The organism is Arenimonas oryziterrae DSM 21050 = YC6267 (assembly GCF_000420545.1).
Classification (GTDB): domain Bacteria; phylum Pseudomonadota; class Gammaproteobacteria; order Xanthomonadales; family Xanthomonadaceae; genus Arenimonas; species Arenimonas oryziterrae.
Genome location: NZ_ATVD01000003.1, coordinates 394,240 through 413,978, shown reverse-complemented (window position 1 = coordinate 413,978; position 19,739 = coordinate 394,240). Strand labels below are relative to the sequence as shown.

Genomic DNA, 19,739 nt, shown 5'->3' with positions numbered 1-19,739 from the left:
ACGATCAGTGCAGCGCCGCGTCCTCACCGCCGATGTCGAGCGAGCGCACGCGTTTGGCGTCGCGACGGGCTTCGACCAGGGCGCGGATGCGTTCCCGCACGCCGTCGGCATCGGGAATGAAAGGCAGGGAAATCACCGGCGTGCTCGCGTCGGTGGTGTAGAGCTGGATCTCGCCCAGGTCGAACAGACGCTCGAAGAAGTTCTGCTGGAACTTGGTGTCGCGAACGCGATACAGCTCCAGGTCTTCGGTGGTCTTGCTGAGCACGCCGCGGGTGAATTTCAGTCGCTGATCGGTCAGCGTGTAGACCGTGCTGCGCGTGACCAGCCATTTCCAGATCGCGACGGGGATCGGCAGCAGCAGCACGCAGGCGAGGAACCACCAGGCGTTCTGCCATTGCGACGGATGGCCCGTCCACTCGATGCGTTCTTCACTCATGCCCGGCTCCCGGATCGCGCGGATTCGCGTACCGGTCTAGTCAAGCACGCGGGGGCGAACGGCACAATCGCGGCCGCCTCGGACGCGGGACGGGCGTGGTTTAATGACCGCCTGTTTCCCCGATCGATGACCGCCATGCGCCCACTGCTTCTCGCCCTGACCCTGAGCCTGCTGACGACGCCGGCCGCGTTCGCCGCCGCCACCGCCGTCGCGGTGCCGAACCCGACGACCGCACCGGCCCCGGGCCTGTCGCCCGAGCTGAAGGCGCGCATGGAGCAGGCCTTGGCCAAGTACGAGGCGCTGCGCATCCTCACGCGCGAGGATCCGACCTTCCGCAGCCGCTGGGAATCGGCCTTGCGCATCGCCACGGTGGTCAAACCCAAGCTCGCCGGCACCGAGGATTTCGTCGCCAGCGTCGCGGGCAATCTCGCCTTCGAACTCGCCGATCCCTACCTCGCGCGCACCGACGACGCCGGCGCCAATGCCTTTGGTGCGATGCTCGCCAAGCTGATGCAGCTGGGCACGCGCGACGAGATCATGTGCAAGGCCGTGACCTCCTCGACCAGCGGCGCCACGCTGACCGACGCCGAGGAAGCTGCGCTCGAAGAAGCGGCCGGCCCGAGCTTCACCCGCGACATGATGGCCGCTTTCCTCGGCGTGCTGCGCACCGGTCGCGATGGCCCGCTGCAGCTGCCGGAAAAACTGCCGCTGCAGGATTCGCTGCTGAAGTTCGTCACCGCCATGATCGAGAAGCACGGCCCGGAATCGCTGGCGCTGATGGACAAACTCTCGGACCCGTCGATCCCGGCGATGCGCCGTTGCGAAGCGATGGGTTGGATGATGGAAGCGATCATGGCCTTGCCCGAACACGAACGTGCCGGCGTGATCCGCACGATGTTCAGCGCCGAAGGCCGCAAGATGATGCAAGCGGCGGAGTAAGCCGGCGCGGCGTCACCCGCGCAGCGCGTCCAGATCGACGTTGCCGCCGGACAGGATCAGGCCCAGCCGCTGTCCGGCGAAGCGCTCGCGATGCGCGAGCAAGGCGGCGAACACCGTGGCGCTGGAGGGTTCGACCACGAGTTTCAGCCGTTCCCAGAGCAGGCGCATGGCCGCCTGCGTCTGCGCATCGCTGACCAGTAGTACCTCGACCCGGTGCGCGCGCAGCAACTCGAAATTCACCGCACCGATCAGCGCGCGCAGGCCGTCGCAGATCGTGTCGGGTACCAGCTCGGCGACGCGCGCGCCACGCTGCAAGGAGTCGTAGGCATCGCTCGCACCGACGGGCTCGGCCGCGACCACGCGCGTACCCGTCGTCAGGCCGGCGACCGCGATCGCTGTACCCCCGATGAGACCGCCGCCGCCGATCGGCGCGAACACCGCGTCGAGATCGCCGGCCTGTTTGAGCAATTCCAGCGCGGCCGTGCCCTGGCCGGCGATCACCCGCGCATCGGTGAACGGATGCACGAGTTCGGCGCCGGTGGACGCCTGCAACTGCGCCGTCATCGCTTCGCGCGCGGCCAGCGTCGGTGCGCACACGTGCACGGTCGCGCCATAGGCACGAATCGCCGCGACCTTGGTCGCGACCGCGCCTTCGGGTACGACGACATGCGCGGGAATGCCACGCGTGCGCGCGGCCAAGGCCAGCGCGGCGCCGTGATTGCCCGAGGAATGCGTGAGCACGCCGCGCGCTGCCTCGGCGTCGCTGAGCGACCAGACCGCATTGCAGGCACCGCGGAACTTGAACGCACCCGCGCGCTGGAGATTCTCCGCCTTGAAATACAAAGACGCGCCAGTGAGCGCATCGAGCGACTGCGAGCGCAGCACCGGGGTGACGTGAGCATGCGGTGCGATGCGCGCGGCGGCGGCGAGCAGGTCGGCGAAGACGGGCGTGGAGTGGGTCATGCGTCGGTCGTGGTGAGCGGAGGGTGCAGCCTAACAAACACGGCGAGGTGGCTGCGGCTCAGCGCGTGCCGGCCGCGTCGGCGGCCGCGCCGGCAGGGCCGGCCGGCAGCTGCAGCAGTCGCAGGCGCCGCTCGGGGCGCAGCCAGTCGCGCGCGGTCGCCTGCACCTGGGCGTCGGTGAGCGCGGCGACGCGCGCGAGATAGCGATCGGGCGCGATCTCCAGCGTCGGCGTCAGCACACGCCGCGCGAAATCGCCGATCCAGAAGCCGTTGCTGCGCCGGCGTACCGGATACTGGGTGCGCGTGACCTGCTGGAAGCGCGCGAGTTCGCCTGGCCGTGGTCCCTGCGCGACCAGATCGTCAATGAGCTTTTGCAGGCGCTGCTCGACGGCGGCGGCATCGGTCGGCGCGAGCTCGAGCACGAAGCGGATGTCGTACCCCTCGTTGGGCACGGTCCAGACATTTCCGCTCACGCGCGGCGCATAGGCACTGCCCATGTCCTCGCGGATTTCTTCGAGCAGACGCTGCTGCAGGATGTCGACCAGGGCGGTTTTGCGCAACGCGGCGTCGGCACCGGCGGCGGTGTCACCGGCATAGGTGACGATCAGGCTGGCTTTGGCGTCGTTGCCCAGACGCTGGGTTTCCGAGCCGCCTTCGCGATACGGACGCACGCCGCGATCGACGAAGCCGGCCCCGCCGCGTTGTCCGGGCAGGCCGCCGAGATAAGTGTCGAGCAGGGGCAGCACGGTTTTCGGATCGAACTTGCCGACGAGCACGAATTCGAAGCCGTCGGCATTGCCCAGGCGCTCGCGATAGATCGCCAGCGCACGATCGAGATCGATCTGCGCGACGTCCTCGGGTTGGCCCAAGCGCATCGCGCGCGGATGCGCGTCGTAATAGCGCGCATACAGGCGATCCTCGAACAGGGCCTGCGGCGAATTGCGGAACCCGGCGAACACGCCGCCCAGTTGCTGGCGGAATTGTTCGTAGCGGGTCGGATCGCGACGCGGCTGGGTCATCTTCAGGGTCAGGAGCTCGAGCAGGGTGCGCAGCTCGGCGGGGCGCGCGCGGCCCTCGATGCGCTCGGCGTAGTCGTCGATGCTCGTGCGCACGTCGACCTGGCTGCCCTGCAACTTGCGCTGCAGCTGCAAGGGTGTGAACACGCCATAGCCCATCGAGCTCGCGACCGGTGCGGCATATTGCGCACTGCGCGCGTCGGCGTCCGGATAGCGCAGATGGCCACCCGGCCGCAGGCCCGAGAGCAGGATCTCGTCGTCGCGGTAGTCGGTCGGAATCAAGGTCACGCGCAGGCCGTTGCCGTAACGCAGATGCCATTGCCCGGTCGCCGCGTCGCGTTGCGTCGCCAGGCGCTTGCCGGCGACGGGTCGCTGCGCGAGCAAGGGCGCGTCGTTACCGCGATCTTCGTAAGCGACGATTTTCTCGTTGGCGAGCGTGGCGATCATCGTCGCGAGTTGGGCGTCGGTCGGCAGCATGCCGCGGCCTTCGCCGGGCGGACCGGCGACGAGCAGGAAGGGCGCCTGGCCATCGCCCTGCAGTCCACGGCCGCGGGCCTCGTTGATCTCGGTCAGGGTCAGCGTCGGCAACCAGGTCGACACCTGCCGGTATTCCCAGTCGATGCCGGGCGCCGCGTCGCCGTAGGCGGCGAGATCGACGAGTTCGTCGGCGAACGCGGCCGAGCGCGTTTTCTTGCGTTCGGCATAAGCGCGCGCGTAGTTCTCCTGCATCTCCCGGCGCGCGCGTTCGAGCTCGCCAGCGGTAAAGCCGAACCGCCGCGCGCGTTCGACTTCGAGCAGGATCTGCCGCGCCGCGACCAGCGGCGAATCGCCGGCGAGCGTCGCGCTGATCGCGAACTGGGAATAGCCGGCGACCAGGCGCGAACTGCCGGCGCTCGCGGTCAGGAACGGCCGCTCGGGACGATCGGTCAGCTCCAGCAGGCGCAGGGACAGCATGCGGTTGATCAACCGCTGCTGCAGCGTGCGGCGGAAACTGTCGACGGTGGATACGCCGCCGCTGGGCCGCACCCAGAGCGTGGCGCGCACGCTGGTCATCGGCAGCTCGGGTTCGCTGAGCACCATCGTTTCGGCCCAGCTGCGCGCGGGAATCGTGAAGCGGCCCGGCCGCGTCGGTGCGGCGACCGGTTCTTCGAGATCGCCGAACAGACCGTGGATGCGCCGTTCGGTGAGATCCAGATCGATGTCGCCGACCACGATCACCGCCATCAGTCCGGGCCGATACCAGTCGCGATGGAACCGGCGCAGGTCGGCGGCGGAAAATCCGCGCAGGCTGGCTTCATTGCCGATCGGCAGCCGGTCGGCGTAGCGGCTACCGTTGAACACGCGCGGCAGGCTGGCGCGCAGGACACGTTCGGACGGGCCACTGGCACTGCGTAACTCGGCCAGCACCACGCCGCGTTCGGCCTCGATGTCGGCATCGGTGAGACTCATGTTGCCGGCCCATTCGCGCAGCACGACCAGACCGTTGTCGTAAGCCTTCGCGCGCGTCGGCACCTGCAGTTGGTACACGGTCTTGTCGAAGCCGGTGTACGCATTGAGATCGCCACCGAACTTCACGCCGGCCGATTGCAGGGTGTTCACCAGCTCGTTTTTCGGAAACCGCTGCGTCCCGTTGAACGCCATGTGCTCGAGGAAATGTGCCAGTCCGCGTTGATGATCGTCTTCGAGCGCCGAACCGACGCGTACCACCAGGCGCAGCTCGGCCCGGCCGCGCGGTTCGTCGTTGCGTCGCAGGTAATAGCGCAGGCCGTTGTTGAGCATGCCCTGGCGCACCTCGGGATCCAGCGGCACCGGGATCGCGGCGGGCGCGCTCGCGCAGGCGAGTGCCGGACCGGCCAGCAGCAGCAGCGCCAGCAGGAACCGGTAAAACACCCGAACACGCATGACGGTGATCCCGAGGAAAGCGGAAGGAAATCGCGACGCGAACGCGGCGCGTGACGCGCCGGCCGATTTTAGCGGGATGTGCGCTGTCCCAACAGACTGCTCATCGCCGAACCGACCACGACGAGTACGGCGCCGGCATAGCCGAGCAGCGTCACGTGTTCGGGCGCGACCAGCGACGGCGCGAGCGCATGCACGCCAGCGACCGTGGCCAGGCACAGCAAGGGCGTGGTCGCCAGGATCGCCGACACGCGCGAGGCCTGCCAATGCGCCAAGGCTTCGGCGAACGCGCCGTACGCCACCAGCGTATTGAGCGCGCAGTACGCCAGCATCGCGGCATGGCGTCCGTCGAGCGTGAGCAGTTGGGCCGGATGCGCGAACGGCAACAGCACAACAGCGGCCGTGACATAGATGAACAGCAGGATCGCCGGCGAGCTCAGGCGCAGCAACAGCTGCTTCTGCAGCAAGGCGTACGCCGCCCACACGATCGCCGCGATCAGCACGAAGGCCGAGCCAAGCACATAACTCGACGAGGCGACCGGCGTCGCCGCCGCGCCGGTCCATTGATCGCGGAAGAACAGCGCCAGTCCGCCGGCGATGATCGCCAGACCCAGCCATTGGCCGGGCCGGTACGACTCGCGAAAGATGACGATGCCGCCGATCGCCATGAGCAGGGGCGCGAGCTGGATGAGCAATTGCGCATTGGCCGGCGTGGTGTATTGCACGCCCAGCAGATAGAACACGTAGTTGCCGATGAGCATCAGGGCCGCGATCGTCAGCCAGCCCCAGCGCCGCCGGCCGAGTCCGGCGAATTGCGTCAGGCCGCCGCGCAGGCCCAGCCAAGCACTCATCACCAGCGCAGCGACGAGAAAGCGGAACCAGGTCAGGGTGATCGGGTCGAGCGATTCCAGCGCGATCTTCAACGCCACCGGCAAGGTCGCCCAGCAGGCGGCGGTGACCAGTGCCAACATCAGGCCCAACTGCCAACGGCCCGAGGCCTGGTGCATCGTCATGATCGGTTCCCGCAACGCCCGCGGCACCTTAGCACCGGGCCCGGCATGCCGATAGCCGCGCGCAGCGCAGCGGTTTTTTCACGCGCACCGCGTCAGAAAGGATTAAGGGGTAATTCACCGCCGCGCGCCGAGACTGCAATCTCGCAACGGGGGTTGGCCATGGCCATGCAGTGTCGTTTCATTCTTGCCGCACTCGCCACGGTCGGGGGGCTCGCCGGCTGCGTGAGCACGTCCTCGTATCGCGAGAGCGAGGTCGTCTATCGCGACGGCAGCTACTACTCGCCGGCCAACGAGGGCCAGGGCGACTACTACTACGCGCCGACGCCGGATTACGACGACAGCTACTACGGCTATGGCTACGGCTATCCGGACTATCGCTACTTCCTCGGCCCGATCGGCCTGTGGGGTTACGACAGCTCCTGCTCTGCGCGCTTCCGCCACTGCGGTCCGTCCTGGTACGGCAGCTACGGTCCGGGGTATTCAACGCATTGGGGGTTTGTTTTCTACCTCGTGCGTCCCGGTCCCTGGGCCTACTACGCCGATCCCTGGGCCGACCGCGATTACTACGACCGCTACGATCGCCGGGATCGTTACTACGACCGGCGCGATCGCCGCCATGATGATCGCGGCCGGCGAGTCGCGCCGCCCGGCTATGGCCGCCCGCCGCTAACCGGAACGCCGGCACCCGCGCCAAGCGCGGGCTATCCGCGTCCGCCGGGACCGCGCCAGCCGCGACCCGAGCCGGGCGAGGGGCCGCCGATGGAGCAGCCGCGCATTCCCGATCAGCCGCCGGGTATGGGCGGGTTGCCGGACCGGAATACGCCCGTGGTCACGCGGCCCTGGCAACCGGATCGACGCATCGCACCCCCGCAGCCGGACCGCAGCATCCAGCCGATCGAGCCGCGCCGGGAAGTGCGCCGCGACGACCTGCCGCCCGCCCGTCCGGTCGAACGCCGTATCCAGCCGATCGAGCGGCGCGAAGAAACCCGCGACGAGGCCCCGCCGCGCGCTTTCGCCCCGATGCCCTCGCGACCGCCGCCGGCACCGGCACCCGAACGCAGCCGCGAGCCGACCCGGACGCGCAACCGCGCCGAGCCCGAGCGCGAAGCCCCGGAGCCGGCGCTTGACCAGGGTGGCTGATGTCGCGCTGCGGCTTGCGGGCGCGGGTCGGTCGTCGCATGCTTGGCAACCACATCTGACCCAGAGCGTCGATTTCTGACGCGGGTCCACCGCTTGCTCGGCGCCCGGTGGGGGTTCCCTGGATCCCCCCTGTTCCAACAACCCCTCCGGGCGCCGGCATCTCCTCTGCCCCGCAAGCGTTTTCCAGGCTTTCAAGCGCAAAACACGCGCAAAAAAAAGGCCGGAAGCTCCCCCCGGAGCTTCCGACCTTGGCATCCCCCCCGCGCGCCTGACTCGCCCCTGTTCAGTCGAGTCGACGCCCCCCGGCGTTGGCCGCGTTGGGTGCAGGGGGTGTAAAGCAGAATTCGTGCCAAGTGTCTCCGCTACCCGCCGAGCGCGGCCCTGGTCGCCGCCCCACCCCGGCAGGATAATGCGCGCCGTACGGGCCGCCGGAACCACCGCTTCGGCGCTCCGTCCGCTTTCGCTCTCCAGGATCCACTCATGCAAACCTTCGATGTCATCGTGATCGGCGGCGGCCACGCCGGCACCGAAGCCGCGCTCGCCGCGGCACGGGCCGGTGCGCGCACCCTGTTGCTCACGCACAGCATCGAAACCGTCGGGCAGATGAGCTGCAATCCGGCGATCGGCGGCATCGGCAAAGGCCACCTGGTCAAGGAGATCGACGCGCTCGGCGGTGCCATGGCGCAGGCGGCGGACCGCGCCGGCATCCAGTGGCGCACGCTCAATGCCTCCAAGGGACCGGCCGTGCGCGCGACGCGCGCGCAGGCCGACCGCGTGCTGTACAAGGCCGCCATCCGCCAGCTCGTCGAACGGCAGCCGAACCTCTCGCTTTTCCAGCAGGCCGTCGACGACATCGTCATCGAGAACGGCCGCGTGCAGGGCGTGATCACGCAGTCGGGCCTGCGCTTCGACGCGCGCGCGGTCGTGCTGACGGCCGGCACCTTCCTCGCCGGCAAGATCCATGTCGGCCTGACGAACTACGCCGGCGGGCGTGCCGGCGATCCGCCGTCGACCACGCTCGCCCAGCGCCTGCGTGAGGGTCCGTTCGTCGTCGATCGCCTCAAGACAGGCACGCCGCCGCGCATCGACGCGCGCACGATCGATTTCACCGGCCTGGCCGAACAACCGGGCGACGCGCCGATCCCGACCTTCAGCTTCATGGGCACCGGCCGCGAACATCCGCGCCAGGTGTCGTGCTGGATCACGCACACCTCCGAGCGCACGCACGAGATCATCCGCGCCGGGCTCGATCGCTCGCCGATGTATTCGGGCGTGATCGAAGGCATCGGCCCGCGCTACTGCCCCTCGATCGAAGACAAGGTCGTGCGCTTCGCCGACAAGGACTCGCACCAGATCTTCATCGAGCCCGAGGGCCTGGAGACCTACGAGATCTATCCCAACGGCATTTCCACCTCGCTGCCGTTCGACGTGCAGCAGGCGCTGGTGCAGTCGATCAAGGGCTTCGAGAACGCGCATATCACCCGCCCCGGCTATGCGATCGAATACGACTATTTCGATCCGCGCGGACTCAAGGCCTCGCTGGAAACCAAGGGCGTGGCCGGCCTGTTTTTCGCCGGTCAGATCAATGGCACGACCGGCTACGAAGAAGCCGCCGCGCAGGGCCTGATCGCCGGCCTCAACGCCGCGCGCGCGGTGCAGGAAAAAGACGCGTGGTCGCCGCGCCGCGACGAGGCCTACATCGGCGTGCTCATCGACGACCTGATCACGCACGGCACCACCGAGCCCTACCGCATGTTCACCTCGCGCGCCGAATACCGGCTGCAGTTGCGCGAGGACAATGCCGATGCGCGACTCACGCCGACCGGCCACGCGCTCGGCCTCGTCGACGAGACACGCTGGGCAGCGTTTTCGGCCAAGACCGATGCCGTCGCCCGCGAGCAGACCCGCCTGGGCGAGCTGTGGGCGACCCCGAACAATGGCCTGGGCCGCGAGATCGAACAGCACACCGGCGTCGCGCTCAGCCGCGAAACCACGGTGCTCGACCTGATGCGCCGGCCCGAACTCGACTACGCCAAACTAATGGCGGTACCGGCCCTGGGTCCGGGCGTGAGCGACGCGAAGGTCGCCGAGCAGGTCGAGATCGGCGTGAAGTATTCGGGCTACCTGGAACGCCAGCGCGAGGAAATCGACCGCCAGCGCCGGCACGAGGACACCCGTTTCCCCGCCGGTTTCAGCTTTGCGGGCATTCCCGGGCTGTCGGCGGAACTACAAGGCAAGCTCACCCACGTGCAGCCCGAGACCATCGGCCAGGCCCAGCGCATCCCCGGCATGACGCCGGCGGCGATCTCCCTGCTGCTGGTGCACCTGAGCAAACGCCGCCGGGTCGCCTGAGCCGTGCCGACCGGCCCGACCCGGGGCCGGCAGTCCATGCATCCATTCCCTGTGGTATGGCCCGGGGCTTTGTATTAATGTGTTCTTTACATCCGTCGGCTTTGTATCGACGGAGTGGGCCGCGAATGTCCCGGGGAGGGGATGCGGCGTCGGGGGGAAGTCATGCCCTGCGTCGTGTCAGTCACCTGTGCCGTGCGGTCTGATCGCCCAACCCGCCCTCAGGAGTCTGTCATGCCCCGTATCACCCACTTGGCTGGCGCGCTCGCGCTCGCCCTCGCCGGCGCCAGCGTCGCGCAAGCCCAGGAATTCACTGGCGTCATCAATTTTGGCGACAGCCTCACCGATGGCGGCCAGTACGCCGGCCTCGTGCCGGGCGCGCAGGGCAGCTTCACGACCAATCCCGATCCGGTCTGGGCGGAAATCGTTTCCGCGCGTTTCGGCTTCACCTCCACGCCCTCGCGTCTGGGCGGCAGCAACTACGCCTGGGGCGGTGCACCGACCAGCGCGCCGTTCGTCTGCGTGCCGGTGTCCTTGCCCTGCCGCAATCTGCAGCAGCAGCTCAGCGATTATCTGACGCCGCGCGGCGGCCGTGCCGATCCGAATGCGCTGTATGGCGTGTGGATCGGTGCCAACAACATCTTCAACGCCGCCGCCAATCCGGCGACCGCGCAGGCGACGACGATCACCTCGGCCAACATCGCCGTGTCCCTGATCAGCTCGCTGCAGACCGCCGGTGCGCACTACATCGTGGTCATGAACCTGCCCGACATCGGCCTGACGCCGCAGTTCCGCGGCACCGGCAGCCAGGCCAGCATCTCGGCGCTGTCGTATTTCTACAACGACACGCTCAACGCCGGCCTCGCCTCGCTTGGCGACGGCATCATCCCGATCAATACCTTCGGCCTGATCAATGAAGTCATGGCCAATCCGGGCCGCTACGGCTTCACCAATATCACCAACCCGGCCTGCGCCGTGCCCAGCTCGCTGGTCTGCACGACCGGCACGATGGTCGCACCGGGCGCGAACCAGACCTACCTGTTCGCCGACGGCGTGCATCCCTCGGGCGCCGCGCACGCGATGCTGGCCAATGTCGTGATCGCCACGATCACCGCGCCGGGCCAGGTCTCGCTCGCGGGCGAAGTGCCGCTGCAGGTTTACGACGACCACGTCGGCGTGATCAACAACCGCATCTTCGGCCTGCGCGGCGGCGATCGTCCGGAAGGCGACGTCAACGGCTACGCGAACCTGCAGTTCGGTGACCAGAGCTACGAAATGGGTCGCTTCAGCCCGGGCATGGACAGCAATCTGGCCACGCTCACCGGCGGCGTCGACTACAACAAGAGCGACAGCCTGCGCGTCGGCGCCGCGGTCAGCCTCGGCGTGTCCAACGGCGATACCGGCCTGGGCGGCGTGGATGGCACCGAATTCCTCGCCTCCGGTTACGGCGTGGTCGGTCTGGGCAAGGGCTACCTCGACGTGATCCTGTCGGCCGGTAGCAACAACCTCGACATCTCGCGCCAGATTCCGATGGGTCCGAGCCTGCGCACCGAAGAGGGCAACACCCACGCGACCCACCTGGGCCTGGAAATCGGCGGCGGTTACGACTTCGGCTCCGGTGCGATGCACCACGGTCCGTTCGCCAGCGTCGCCTGGCAGAAGATCGACGTGAAGGGCTATTCGGAAGAAAGCGCTGACAGCACCGCGATGTGGTTCCGCGACTTCAATCGCGAATCGCTGGTCGGCCGCCTCGGCTACCAGTTCGAAACGACCTCCGACAGCAAGTGGCGCCCCTACGGCCGCATCGCCTACGCGGTCGAAACCCAGGACGACGCCGCGCACGTGCAGGCCGGTTCGCAGACGATGAACGGCCACTTCACGATCTCCGGCTACGAGCCGTCGGATTCGTGGATCGAAGCCGACCTCGGCCTGACGATCGACATCAGCGACAAGACCCAGGCCTCGTTCGGCTATCGCGGTCACTTCAACGACGACAACATGGATCGCAATTCGCTGAACTTCGGTCTGCGCATGAGCTTCTGAGTCATCGGCATCACGCACCACGGACGCCGCCTTCGGGCGGCGTCTTTTTTTAGCGCAAGCGGCCCAGTTCCAGGAAGAACGTGCCTTCGCCGCCCTGGCGCAGGCCATAGCCGAACAGCAGGCGGCCGAGCCAGGAATCGAAACCGAAGTACACGCTGCCGTGCGTTTCGCGCCGGTGCGCGTCGACGCCTTGGTTGTCATTCCACAGATCGGCGACTTCGATCGTGCCGCCGAGAATCGCCGGCCGGTTGAGCACGCGCCCCAGTTCGTAGGTGTAGCCGCCGAACAGCAGCGCGTAGTTTTCCGTCGCGACTTCGTTCGGCCGGTAGCCGGGCAGACGCGTCACGCCACCGAGGCGGTACAGGCTCTGGTATGGCGCCTGGCCCGAGAGGGTCTCGTGATAGCGCAAACCGAAATACCCCGAATGCACGCCGATCGCGCGGGCATGGATGAGGTCGGCATTGAACTGCACGAAATCCGCGTCGGCGCCCAGACTGCGGCGCGAATAGACCTGGCCGAGCGCGAAGAAACTGCCGTCGCGCGGCAGCTGGAAGCTATCGAGGCGATCGAAGGTCAGCGTCCACGCCGCTTCGCCGATGTCGAAATCCGGCGTGGGCAATTCACGCGAGCCCACCAACAGGTTGGCCTCGCCGTGCCGGCGGCGCAGCGCGAGCGCGATCGCGCCGTAGTCGCCGAACTCGCGTCCGACATAGGCTTCGGCACCGAACGAGGGCAGCGCGTACTCGGCCAGGCGGCGACCATTGCCGTCGAACAGATTCAGCTGCGGATTCTCGTAACCGCCCTTGAGTCCGGTGAAATAGCGGCCGCGCACGTCGAGCGGTTGGTAGATCTCGCCGACCAGGGCCGGTTCGCTGCCGATCTGCGCAAGCACGCGCACTTCGCCGCCGAACGGATTGATCGGCGTGCGCAACAGGCCCGCGCGCAGATTGAGCTGGAAATCGCCGCTGAAATCCGAATACAGGCTCAGGCCGGTTTCCAGGTACGTCGGACCGTAGGTGTGTGCGCGCACATGCACGATCAGGCCGGTACGACCGTCCTTGTCGACGATGTCGTAGGTGACCGTGTCGAGCGTGTTCAATCCGTACACGCGCTGCACGCCGCGTTCGAGCCGGTCGAGGTCCAGCCTCTGGCCGGTCCGCACATCGAGCAGCGCGCGCAGCACGGCATCGGCATAGCCGGTCTGGTTGTCGATCTCGAGGAAGGCGATGACGGGCAGGTCGCGATTGCGTTGCGGTGTCGCCGTCAGCGTCGCACCTTCGACGGCGGCGCTGGGGCGCGACAGCGCCGCCAGGCGCGGGCCGGCATCGATCATCGCCTGTTCGCCGATCGCGAGCGCCTCCTTGGCCTTGTCGAAATCGGCAGTGCGCACCTGGTCGCCGAGCGGCGGCTGGATCAGCAGATCGCGCGCGCCGAGGCTGTCGAGCGAGCGCTTGGTATTGCCGAAAGTCAGGAAGTTCGACAGCTGGTCGGCATAGGTGAGCACCGACGCGTTTTCGTCGAGCTTGCTCAGCGGCGTGCCGACGTCGACCGCGATGACGATGTCCGCGCCCATCGCGCGCACGACATCGACCGGCACCTGATCGGCGATGCCGCCGTCGACGAGTATCGCCTCGCCGATCTTCATCGGCCGGAACAATCCGGGAATCGACATGCTCGCGCGCATCGCCTCGGCGAGATTGCCATCGGCGAGCACGACTGCTTGGCCGGTGTTGATGTCGGTGGCGACGGCGCGATACGGAATCGGCAGGCGGTCGAAGCTGCCCACGCGCGCGACCGGCGCGGTCAGGCGCTGCAGCAGCAACAGCACGCTCTCGCCCGAGAGCACGCCCGGCGCGAGCTTGATGCCCTGGCGACCGAAACCGGGCTTGGCGGAAATCAGACTCAGATCGTCGTCGCGCTTGCGCCGGAACGAACGCTCGGGACGCGTCAGCGAATCGTCGAAGGTCGCGGCCCAGTCCAGGGTCAGCACCAGGGTCTCGATCTCGTCGATCGGCATGCCCGAGGCGTACAGGCCGCCGACCAGGGCGCCCATCGAGGTGCCGGCGATGCAGTCGATCGGCACGTGACGGCGTTCGAGCTCCTTGATCACCGCGACATGCGCGATGCCGCGCGCGCCGCCGCCGCCCAAGGCCAGACCGACGCGCGGGCGCGTGGCATCGGCATCGCCCTGCCGACAGGCCAGGGTCGGCGAGGACGTTTGCGCGAGCGCAGGCAGCGCGGCGAACAACAATACGGCGGAAAGAATTGGACGCAGCATGGCTAGGTCTCCGGGACGCCGTGCATTGTCGCCCGTACCGCGTGGAGACAATGCGAGCTATTTTTCCTTGCGCCAGTTCAGCGACGCGGCCGATTCCGTGCCCGATTCGAGCGACAGGTTAAAGCCGCGCCGGATCAGGTACTTGAGCGTGATGACCTGACCGGTGCCGACCAGGGAAATACCGTAGCTCAGAAATAGTTTCGGCGAGATGCGCTTGCCGACCGACAGCACTGAGCCGCCGAGCGCGCGTGATTCGGTGATGCCGGCCTGATCCAGGCCCAAGCGCGTACCCAGGCGCTGCGCGAGCAGGTTACTGCCCGCGCCCAGCGCCAGCGCACTCGCGCTCAGGCTCTGCGCCTCGTCGCCCGAGGCCGTGCTCAGCGGCCGACCGAGCATCAGCCAGGACAGGGCCTCGCTGGTTTCCATCGCGGGACTGGAATACACCGACGTCTCCGGCGCGAGCGCGCTGCCGCGCACGCGCACGCCGACGGTGATGTCCTCGATCACGCGCTCGGCGCGGATGTCGAGCACCGGATTGTCGTAGGCCGCATTGGCGTAACTGAGTCGACCCTGGCGGATCGTCAGCGACTGGCCGTAGGCCCGGTACGTGCCACGCACCTCCAGCGTGCCATTGGCCATCGGTGCGCGGCCGGGCTGATCGCGCAAGCGCAGATCGCCGCCGAGGCGACCATCGAGACCGTAGCCTTTCAGGCGCACCTGCGCCCCGAGGCGGACGACGACGTCGGTGTCGACGAGGAAGTTGCCGACTTCCGGCGGATCGCGCGGATCGAGCACGACTACGTCGGGCGACGCCGACAGGCTGCTGTCGAGACGCTCGAGATCCACGCGCGCCGTCGGCACGCCGATCGCGCCGCGCAGCTGCAGGACGTTCTTGCCGTACGACAGGGCGAGATCGGGACTGATCACGGCTTCGAAGTTTGGCGTGTCGGCGGCGGTGAGGTTGTCGCCCTTGAGCGTGAGGCGCAGTGGTTGCGCCTCGTCGGCGAGGTTGAGCACGCCGTCGGCGTGCAAGACGCCCTGACCCGAACCGACCTGACCGGTGATGCGCGTGCTGCCGCCGGCATCGCCCTGCAGTACGAGACTGCCCTCGCGCAATTTGACGCCGAGTGCCGGCAATTCGGCGGTGAACGCGCTCAGTCGCGCCTGCCCGGTGAGCACCGGCGCATCGACGCGACCGCCGATCGCCAGATGCCCGTCGATGCGTCCGCGCGGATTGGCCAGATCGACCGAAAACAGTTCGAGCCAGTCGAGACGATGGATGTCCACATCCAGGCGGCCGCTGATCGCCGACGCCTGGCTCAGTCCCGCCTGCAATTGGCCAGAGATCGTGCCGCTATCGGGCAGGTCGGCGTCGAGCTGCAGCGAATAGCGGTCCCCCTGCAGCTGCGCGTCGAGGGTCAGATCGGAATAACCGACGACCTCGCGCGGCGATTGCGGATCCAGGCGCAGCCCGCCGCGCGCCGAACGCAGGCTCATCGTGCCACCCCAACGACCCGCGTAAGCGAAGCGGCCGTCGAGCGCGACGGTGCCGAAAGGCTTGAGCGTCGGATCGTCGAGGAAGGGTTCGAGCAGGCTTAGCGGCAGATCGTGACCGCTGAAAACACCTTGTGCGCCGGTCGCCTGCACGCAGAACTCGCCGCCCGGCGCACCGGCCTGCAGACATGCGCGTTCCAAGCGCAGACTGCCGGCCTGCACGCGATACGCCGCCGGAGCGCGCAAGTTCCAGACCGGACTACGCTCGGGCGCAAGCCGCAGCGACTCCAGTTTTCCTTGCCATGCGCTACCCTGCCGCGCGGCGGTCGCAGCGAGTGTGAGGCTGCCTGGCGTGCCGCTGAGTTCGCCCTGGGCATGCAGGGCGGCGAGACTGCCGGTGAGCAGCAGCTCGAGACGATCGAAGGTCTCGCCAGAGATTTTCAGCGCGCGTGCACTCAATTGCAGCCGGCCGTCGCGGCCGCGACCGGCGAGGCGGCCCTGGGCCGTCACGCTGGCGATTTCGTCGTCCTGCCAGCGCAGAGACTGTCCCTGCAGATCGGCGCGGTAATCCGGCATGGCGCTCGCACCGACGATATCGAGACGGCCAGTGAGTCGGCCGCCAGCATCGGCGAACACGTCGGCAAGATCGAGTGGCGCGAACTGCGCATGCAGATCGAGCGTGTCGCCGAAACGGCCGTCGATCGCCAGCCGGCTCGCGCCGATCGCCAGGCGCGCCGCGCCATCGCCGCGTCCGGCGCGCCAACGTGCGTGCGCATCGCCGGCGACCGCCCGCTGACGCAACTGCCCGCCGAGTCCGGTGAGTTGCATCTCGCCGCTCCAGTCGCCGGTCGCCGCGCGTTCGGCGTTCGCGACCAGTTTGCCGTTGAGCGCACCGGGATAGTCGGGAAAGAAATAGCCGGGATCGAAACCGGCCAGTTGCGCCTGCAGGGCGCCGCCCAGACGCGGGTCCCAATGCAGGTGGCCGGTGCCTTGCAGACGGCCGGTCGGCGAGGTGATCGTCAGCGATTGCAGCTGCAACTGCTTGCTGTCGCCGCGACCGGTCAACGCCACCGTCGCGGTGTCGCGTGCGCGCATCAGGCTCGCGTCGCCGCGCACTGTCCACGCCTGCCAGTGGCCGTTGATCAACAGCTGACCACGGGCGTTCACTGGCAATCCGCCCGCCGTATCGGGCGACAAGACCAGATCGCTGCTCGCGACCCGCAAATCGAAACGGGGATCCTCGCCTTCCCATGCCAGCGTGCCCGCGATGCGCACCGGACCCTGCGCGAGCGACAACTGCAGGGGATCGAGCGTGATCACGCCGGCAGCCAGCGCGATCTGCGAGGGCAGGATGTCCACCTTCAGCGCATCGCGCACGATCGCGCCCTCGACCTGGGCGCGACCGCCTTCGCCGTTTGCGCGCAGATCGAAAGCCCAGGGCACGTCGGCCGGCAGGCCGAGGTGATCGAGCAGCAGCTGTTCGCTCTTGCCGGTGAACGACCAGTGCTGCGTGCCTTCGCCGTCGCGCAAGCGCAGACGCAGGGCCAGCGGTGCCGGCGCCGTGCCGTCGACGTCGAGACGGAAGTCGTCGATGTCGCCGCCGGCTTTCCACGCCGCGCGTGCTGGCGACACGCCGGACGCGGTCGCCGGAAATACGATCTGGCCGTCGAGTTGCGTGCGAAACCGCTCGCGCGGCCGGTAGCTGCCCCGCAGGTGCACGCGGCCGCGGTCGCTGTCGAGATCGAACCGGCCCAGCTGCACGAAGCCGTCGCCGAGCGTGATCTCGCTGCGCACGCTGGCGATCTGCACGAGCGGCGCGTTCATGCGGCGCACTGCCAGATCGGTGATGACCAGTTCGTCGACCGATACCGTCAGCGGCATCGGCAGGGTCGGCAACACGTCTGGCCAGCGCGGCAGTTCGAACGGTTCCTCGTCCGGCGGCAGGACGATCACGCCGTGTTCGAGTTCGAGCTTATGGATGTCGAGCCGGCCCGAAAGCAGCGGCCACAGGCCGTGATCGACGCGCAAATGGGCGGCGTCGAAACGCGTGTCGCTGTCGCGGTAGTGGATGCCGCGAATATCCAGCGGTCCCGACAGCGTGCCGTCGATCTGATCCCAGGTCAGCGTGGCGCCTTCGGGCAAGAGCGTGTTGACGCGCAACAGCAGCCAGTCGCGGCCGCTGTCGCTGCGCAGCAACCAGCCGCCTGTCGCGAGCACGAAGACGATCGCGATCGCCGCGAGCAGGAGCAGCCAGCGCAGGAGTCGCGCAAGCTTCACAGGTCCGGTCCGATGACGATGTGCAGACGCAGCGTCTGTTGGGCGTCGCCGAGTCCGTGGGCGAGGTCCACGCGCACCGGTCCGACCGGCGAGCGCCAGCGCAGGCCGGCACCGACGCCGACTTCGACCTCGAAGCGTTCGTCCCAGGCATCGCCGGCATCGACGAACAGCGCGCCGCCCCAGACCGGCGTGAACATGTGTTCGATCTCGGCGCTGGCCACGGCGAGGTGGCGACCGCCGAACACGGGATCGATGACATGGCGGCCGTCGCGACTCAGATAGAACTGTCCGCTGCGCTCGCCGATTTCCTTGTAGCCGTAGCCGCGCACGCTCTTGTCGCCGCCGGCGTAGAAACGCTCCGACGGCGGTAGCGCGGCGAATTCGTCGCTGATCGTCGTGCCCAGCTCCGCACGCAGCAGCACCCGGTTGCTGTTTCCGAGCGCGCGGATGTAGCGGCCCTCGGCCCGTAGCTGCAGGAAGTCGACATCCGAGCCCAGCGCGCTCGTGCCGGCGCGCAGATCGAGCGTGAGACCGAGTCCGCGCTGCGGATAGACGCGGTTGTCGCTGTCCTGCCACTGCGCCCACAGGCCCGGATAGACCAGATTGGTGTAACCGTAGTCGCCGATGCGGTTGCCGCTGACCGTGTCGAAGCGTTCGCGCTTGAGATACAGCCCGGCCAGCAGGCTCCACTGACGCCAGCGGCCACTGCGCGTGGCGGAGAGTTCGGCGTACTGGCTGGTGATGTCCTCGATGTCCTCTTCGCTGGCACGGGCACCGATCGCGTACCAGCCGTCGAGCCAGGCGAACGCGGGAATGCGGTATTGGGCGGTGACGTCGCTCTTGTATTGCGCGAGGTTCACGTCGAGCAGGGCCTTATGGCCGCGGCGGTTCATCCAGCGCCGCTCCACGCGCCCGGACACGCCGGCGCCGCTGTCGGTGCCGTAGCGCACGCCCGCGCTGTAGATGCTGCGTTTGGCTGGTACCAGCACGACCTTGATCGGCACCTGTTCGTCTTTCGCCTGGTCCGGCTCGGGCGTCAGGCTGACGGCGTTGAAATAGTCCAGATCCGTGAGCGATTCCTGCAGACGCAACAGCTGCGCCTGGTCGTAGGGCTCGCCGGGTTTCCAGGGCACGAGTTTTTCCAGCAGACCCGGTTCGAACGGATGCCCTTCGAAACTCGCCGCGCCGAGGGCATAGCGAGGGCCGCCGGTCCAGCGCAGGTCGATATCGGCCGCGCGCGCGGCGCGCGTGACCTCGACGCGGTGCGCGCTGAGATCGGCGTCGAAATAGCCGCGATCATTGAGCGCACGACTGATCGCGGCCTTGCTCGATTCGTACTGACCATGGTGAAAGACAGCACCGCGCGCAGGGCGGAAATCGCCGACCAGGGCCGCGAGCACCGGGTCCTGCGCGCCAGCGCCGTCGATGCCGACGTCCAGCGCGCGCACCCGCACCGGCTCGCCGAGCACGACGACGAAAATCACCGTGACCGCGTCGCCGTCGCGCACGATTTCCGGCGTCACTTCCGCATCGTAGTAGCCGAACGGCTCGAGCGCCTCGCGTACCTCGCGCGGCGCATTGCGCAGATAGAAGGACAGCCGTCCTTCGCTCAGATCGGCGCGGCGCGCGGCATCGAGCTGTTCGATCGACAGGGCGGCGCGCACGTTCGCGGCCATTTCCTCGTCGAGACCCCGCACCTGCACCGCCGCCAGCCGGGTCGCCGATACCGCGCCACTGGCCAGGCACAAAACAGACAGCAACAAGTGGCGTCGAAACCACGCGGGGGGATTTGGCATATCACCAAGGATAAGGGCGATGACCGGGCGAACCGCTTTTTTCACGCCGCGCGAACGTTTTGCTTGCGCCAAAGAGCGAATGCAAATACGATTGATT

At 67.9% G+C, this 19,739-nt stretch carries 11 protein-coding genes; 4 read left to right on the top strand and 7 right to left on the bottom strand.

Going from position 1 to position 19,739, the window contains the following annotated elements; all coding sequences use genetic code 11:
* Positions 1–4 precede the first annotated feature (4 nt).
* Complete coding sequence (locus tag G467_RS0110230; RefSeq protein ID WP_022969647.1) at positions 5–436, bottom strand: PH domain-containing protein; 432 nt, start codon at positions 434–436, stop codon at positions 5–7.
* A 135-nt stretch (positions 437–571) separates the two neighbouring features.
* Between G467_RS0110230 and G467_RS0110225 the strand changes: the two genes are divergently transcribed.
* Complete coding sequence (locus G467_RS0110225) at positions 572–1,375, top strand: hypothetical protein (protein ID WP_155844867.1); 804 nt, start codon at positions 572–574, stop codon at positions 1,373–1,375.
* Between the two features lie 12 nt (positions 1,376–1,387).
* Here the strand turns inward: G467_RS0110225 and G467_RS0110220 are convergent, their stop codons facing one another.
* The 3 genes from G467_RS0110220 to G467_RS0110210 all read right to left on the bottom strand — a co-directional run bounded on the left by G467_RS0110220 (position 1,388) and on the right by G467_RS0110210 (position 6,265).
* Positions 1,388–2,338, bottom strand: coding sequence for a pyridoxal-phosphate dependent enzyme (locus G467_RS0110220; protein ID WP_022969645.1), 951 nt, complete (start codon positions 2,336–2,338; stop codon positions 1,388–1,390).
* Positions 2,339–2,396: 58 nt separating this feature from the next.
* Positions 2,397–5,255, bottom strand: coding sequence for a M16 family metallopeptidase (locus tag G467_RS0110215; RefSeq protein ID WP_022969644.1), 2,859 nt, complete (start codon positions 5,253–5,255; stop codon positions 2,397–2,399).
* Positions 5,256–5,323: 68 nt separating this feature from the next.
* Complete coding sequence (locus G467_RS0110210) at positions 5,324–6,265, bottom strand: DMT family transporter (RefSeq protein WP_022969643.1); 942 nt, start codon at positions 6,263–6,265, stop codon at positions 5,324–5,326.
* 159 nt (positions 6,266–6,424) lie between these two features.
* On the opposite strand from G467_RS0110210, the gene G467_RS0110205 reads away from it, so the two are divergent.
* The 3 genes from G467_RS0110205 to G467_RS0110195 all read left to right on the top strand — a co-directional run bounded on the left by G467_RS0110205 (position 6,425) and on the right by G467_RS0110195 (position 11,797).
* Positions 6,425–7,405: a hypothetical protein gene (locus tag G467_RS0110205; protein WP_022969642.1), complete on the top strand. Its 981-nt coding sequence runs from the start codon at positions 6,425–6,427 to the stop codon at positions 7,403–7,405.
* A 480-nt stretch (positions 7,406–7,885) separates the two neighbouring features.
* Positions 7,886–9,757 (top strand): tRNA uridine-5-carboxymethylaminomethyl(34) synthesis enzyme MnmG, encoded by a 1,872-nt coding sequence (gene mnmG, locus G467_RS0110200; RefSeq protein WP_022969641.1) that lies wholly within the window; start codon positions 7,886–7,888, stop codon positions 9,755–9,757.
* A gap of 231 nt (positions 9,758–9,988) precedes the next feature.
* A complete protein-coding gene (locus G467_RS0110195) occupies positions 9,989–11,797 on the top strand; it encodes an autotransporter domain-containing protein (RefSeq protein ID WP_022969640.1) in 1,809 nt (602 codons plus the stop codon).
* Between the two features lie 49 nt (positions 11,798–11,846).
* Here G467_RS0110195 and G467_RS0110190 read toward each other — a convergent pair whose 3' ends face one another.
* Genes G467_RS0110190 through G467_RS0110180 form a run of 3 tightly spaced genes read right to left on the bottom strand, consistent with a single transcriptional unit; the run spans position 11,847 to position 19,606 of the window.
* On the bottom strand, positions 11,847–14,075 hold the full coding sequence (locus G467_RS0110190) for a patatin-like phospholipase family protein (protein WP_022969639.1): 2,229 nt from the start codon (positions 14,073–14,075) through the stop codon (positions 11,847–11,849).
* Positions 14,076–14,132: 57 nt separating this feature from the next.
* Positions 14,133–17,846 carry a translocation/assembly module TamB domain-containing protein gene (locus G467_RS0110185; protein ID WP_022969638.1) on the bottom strand — a complete coding sequence of 1,238 codons (3,714 nt, stop codon included), beginning with the start codon at positions 17,844–17,846 and terminating at the stop codon, positions 14,133–14,135.
* On the bottom strand, positions 17,843–19,606 hold the full coding sequence (locus G467_RS0110180; protein WP_026802566.1) for an autotransporter assembly complex protein TamA: 1,764 nt from the start codon (positions 19,604–19,606) through the stop codon (positions 17,843–17,845). Before G467_RS0110180 ends, G467_RS0110185 begins: the two co-directional genes overlap by 4 nt.
* Positions 19,607–19,739 lie beyond the last annotated feature (133 nt).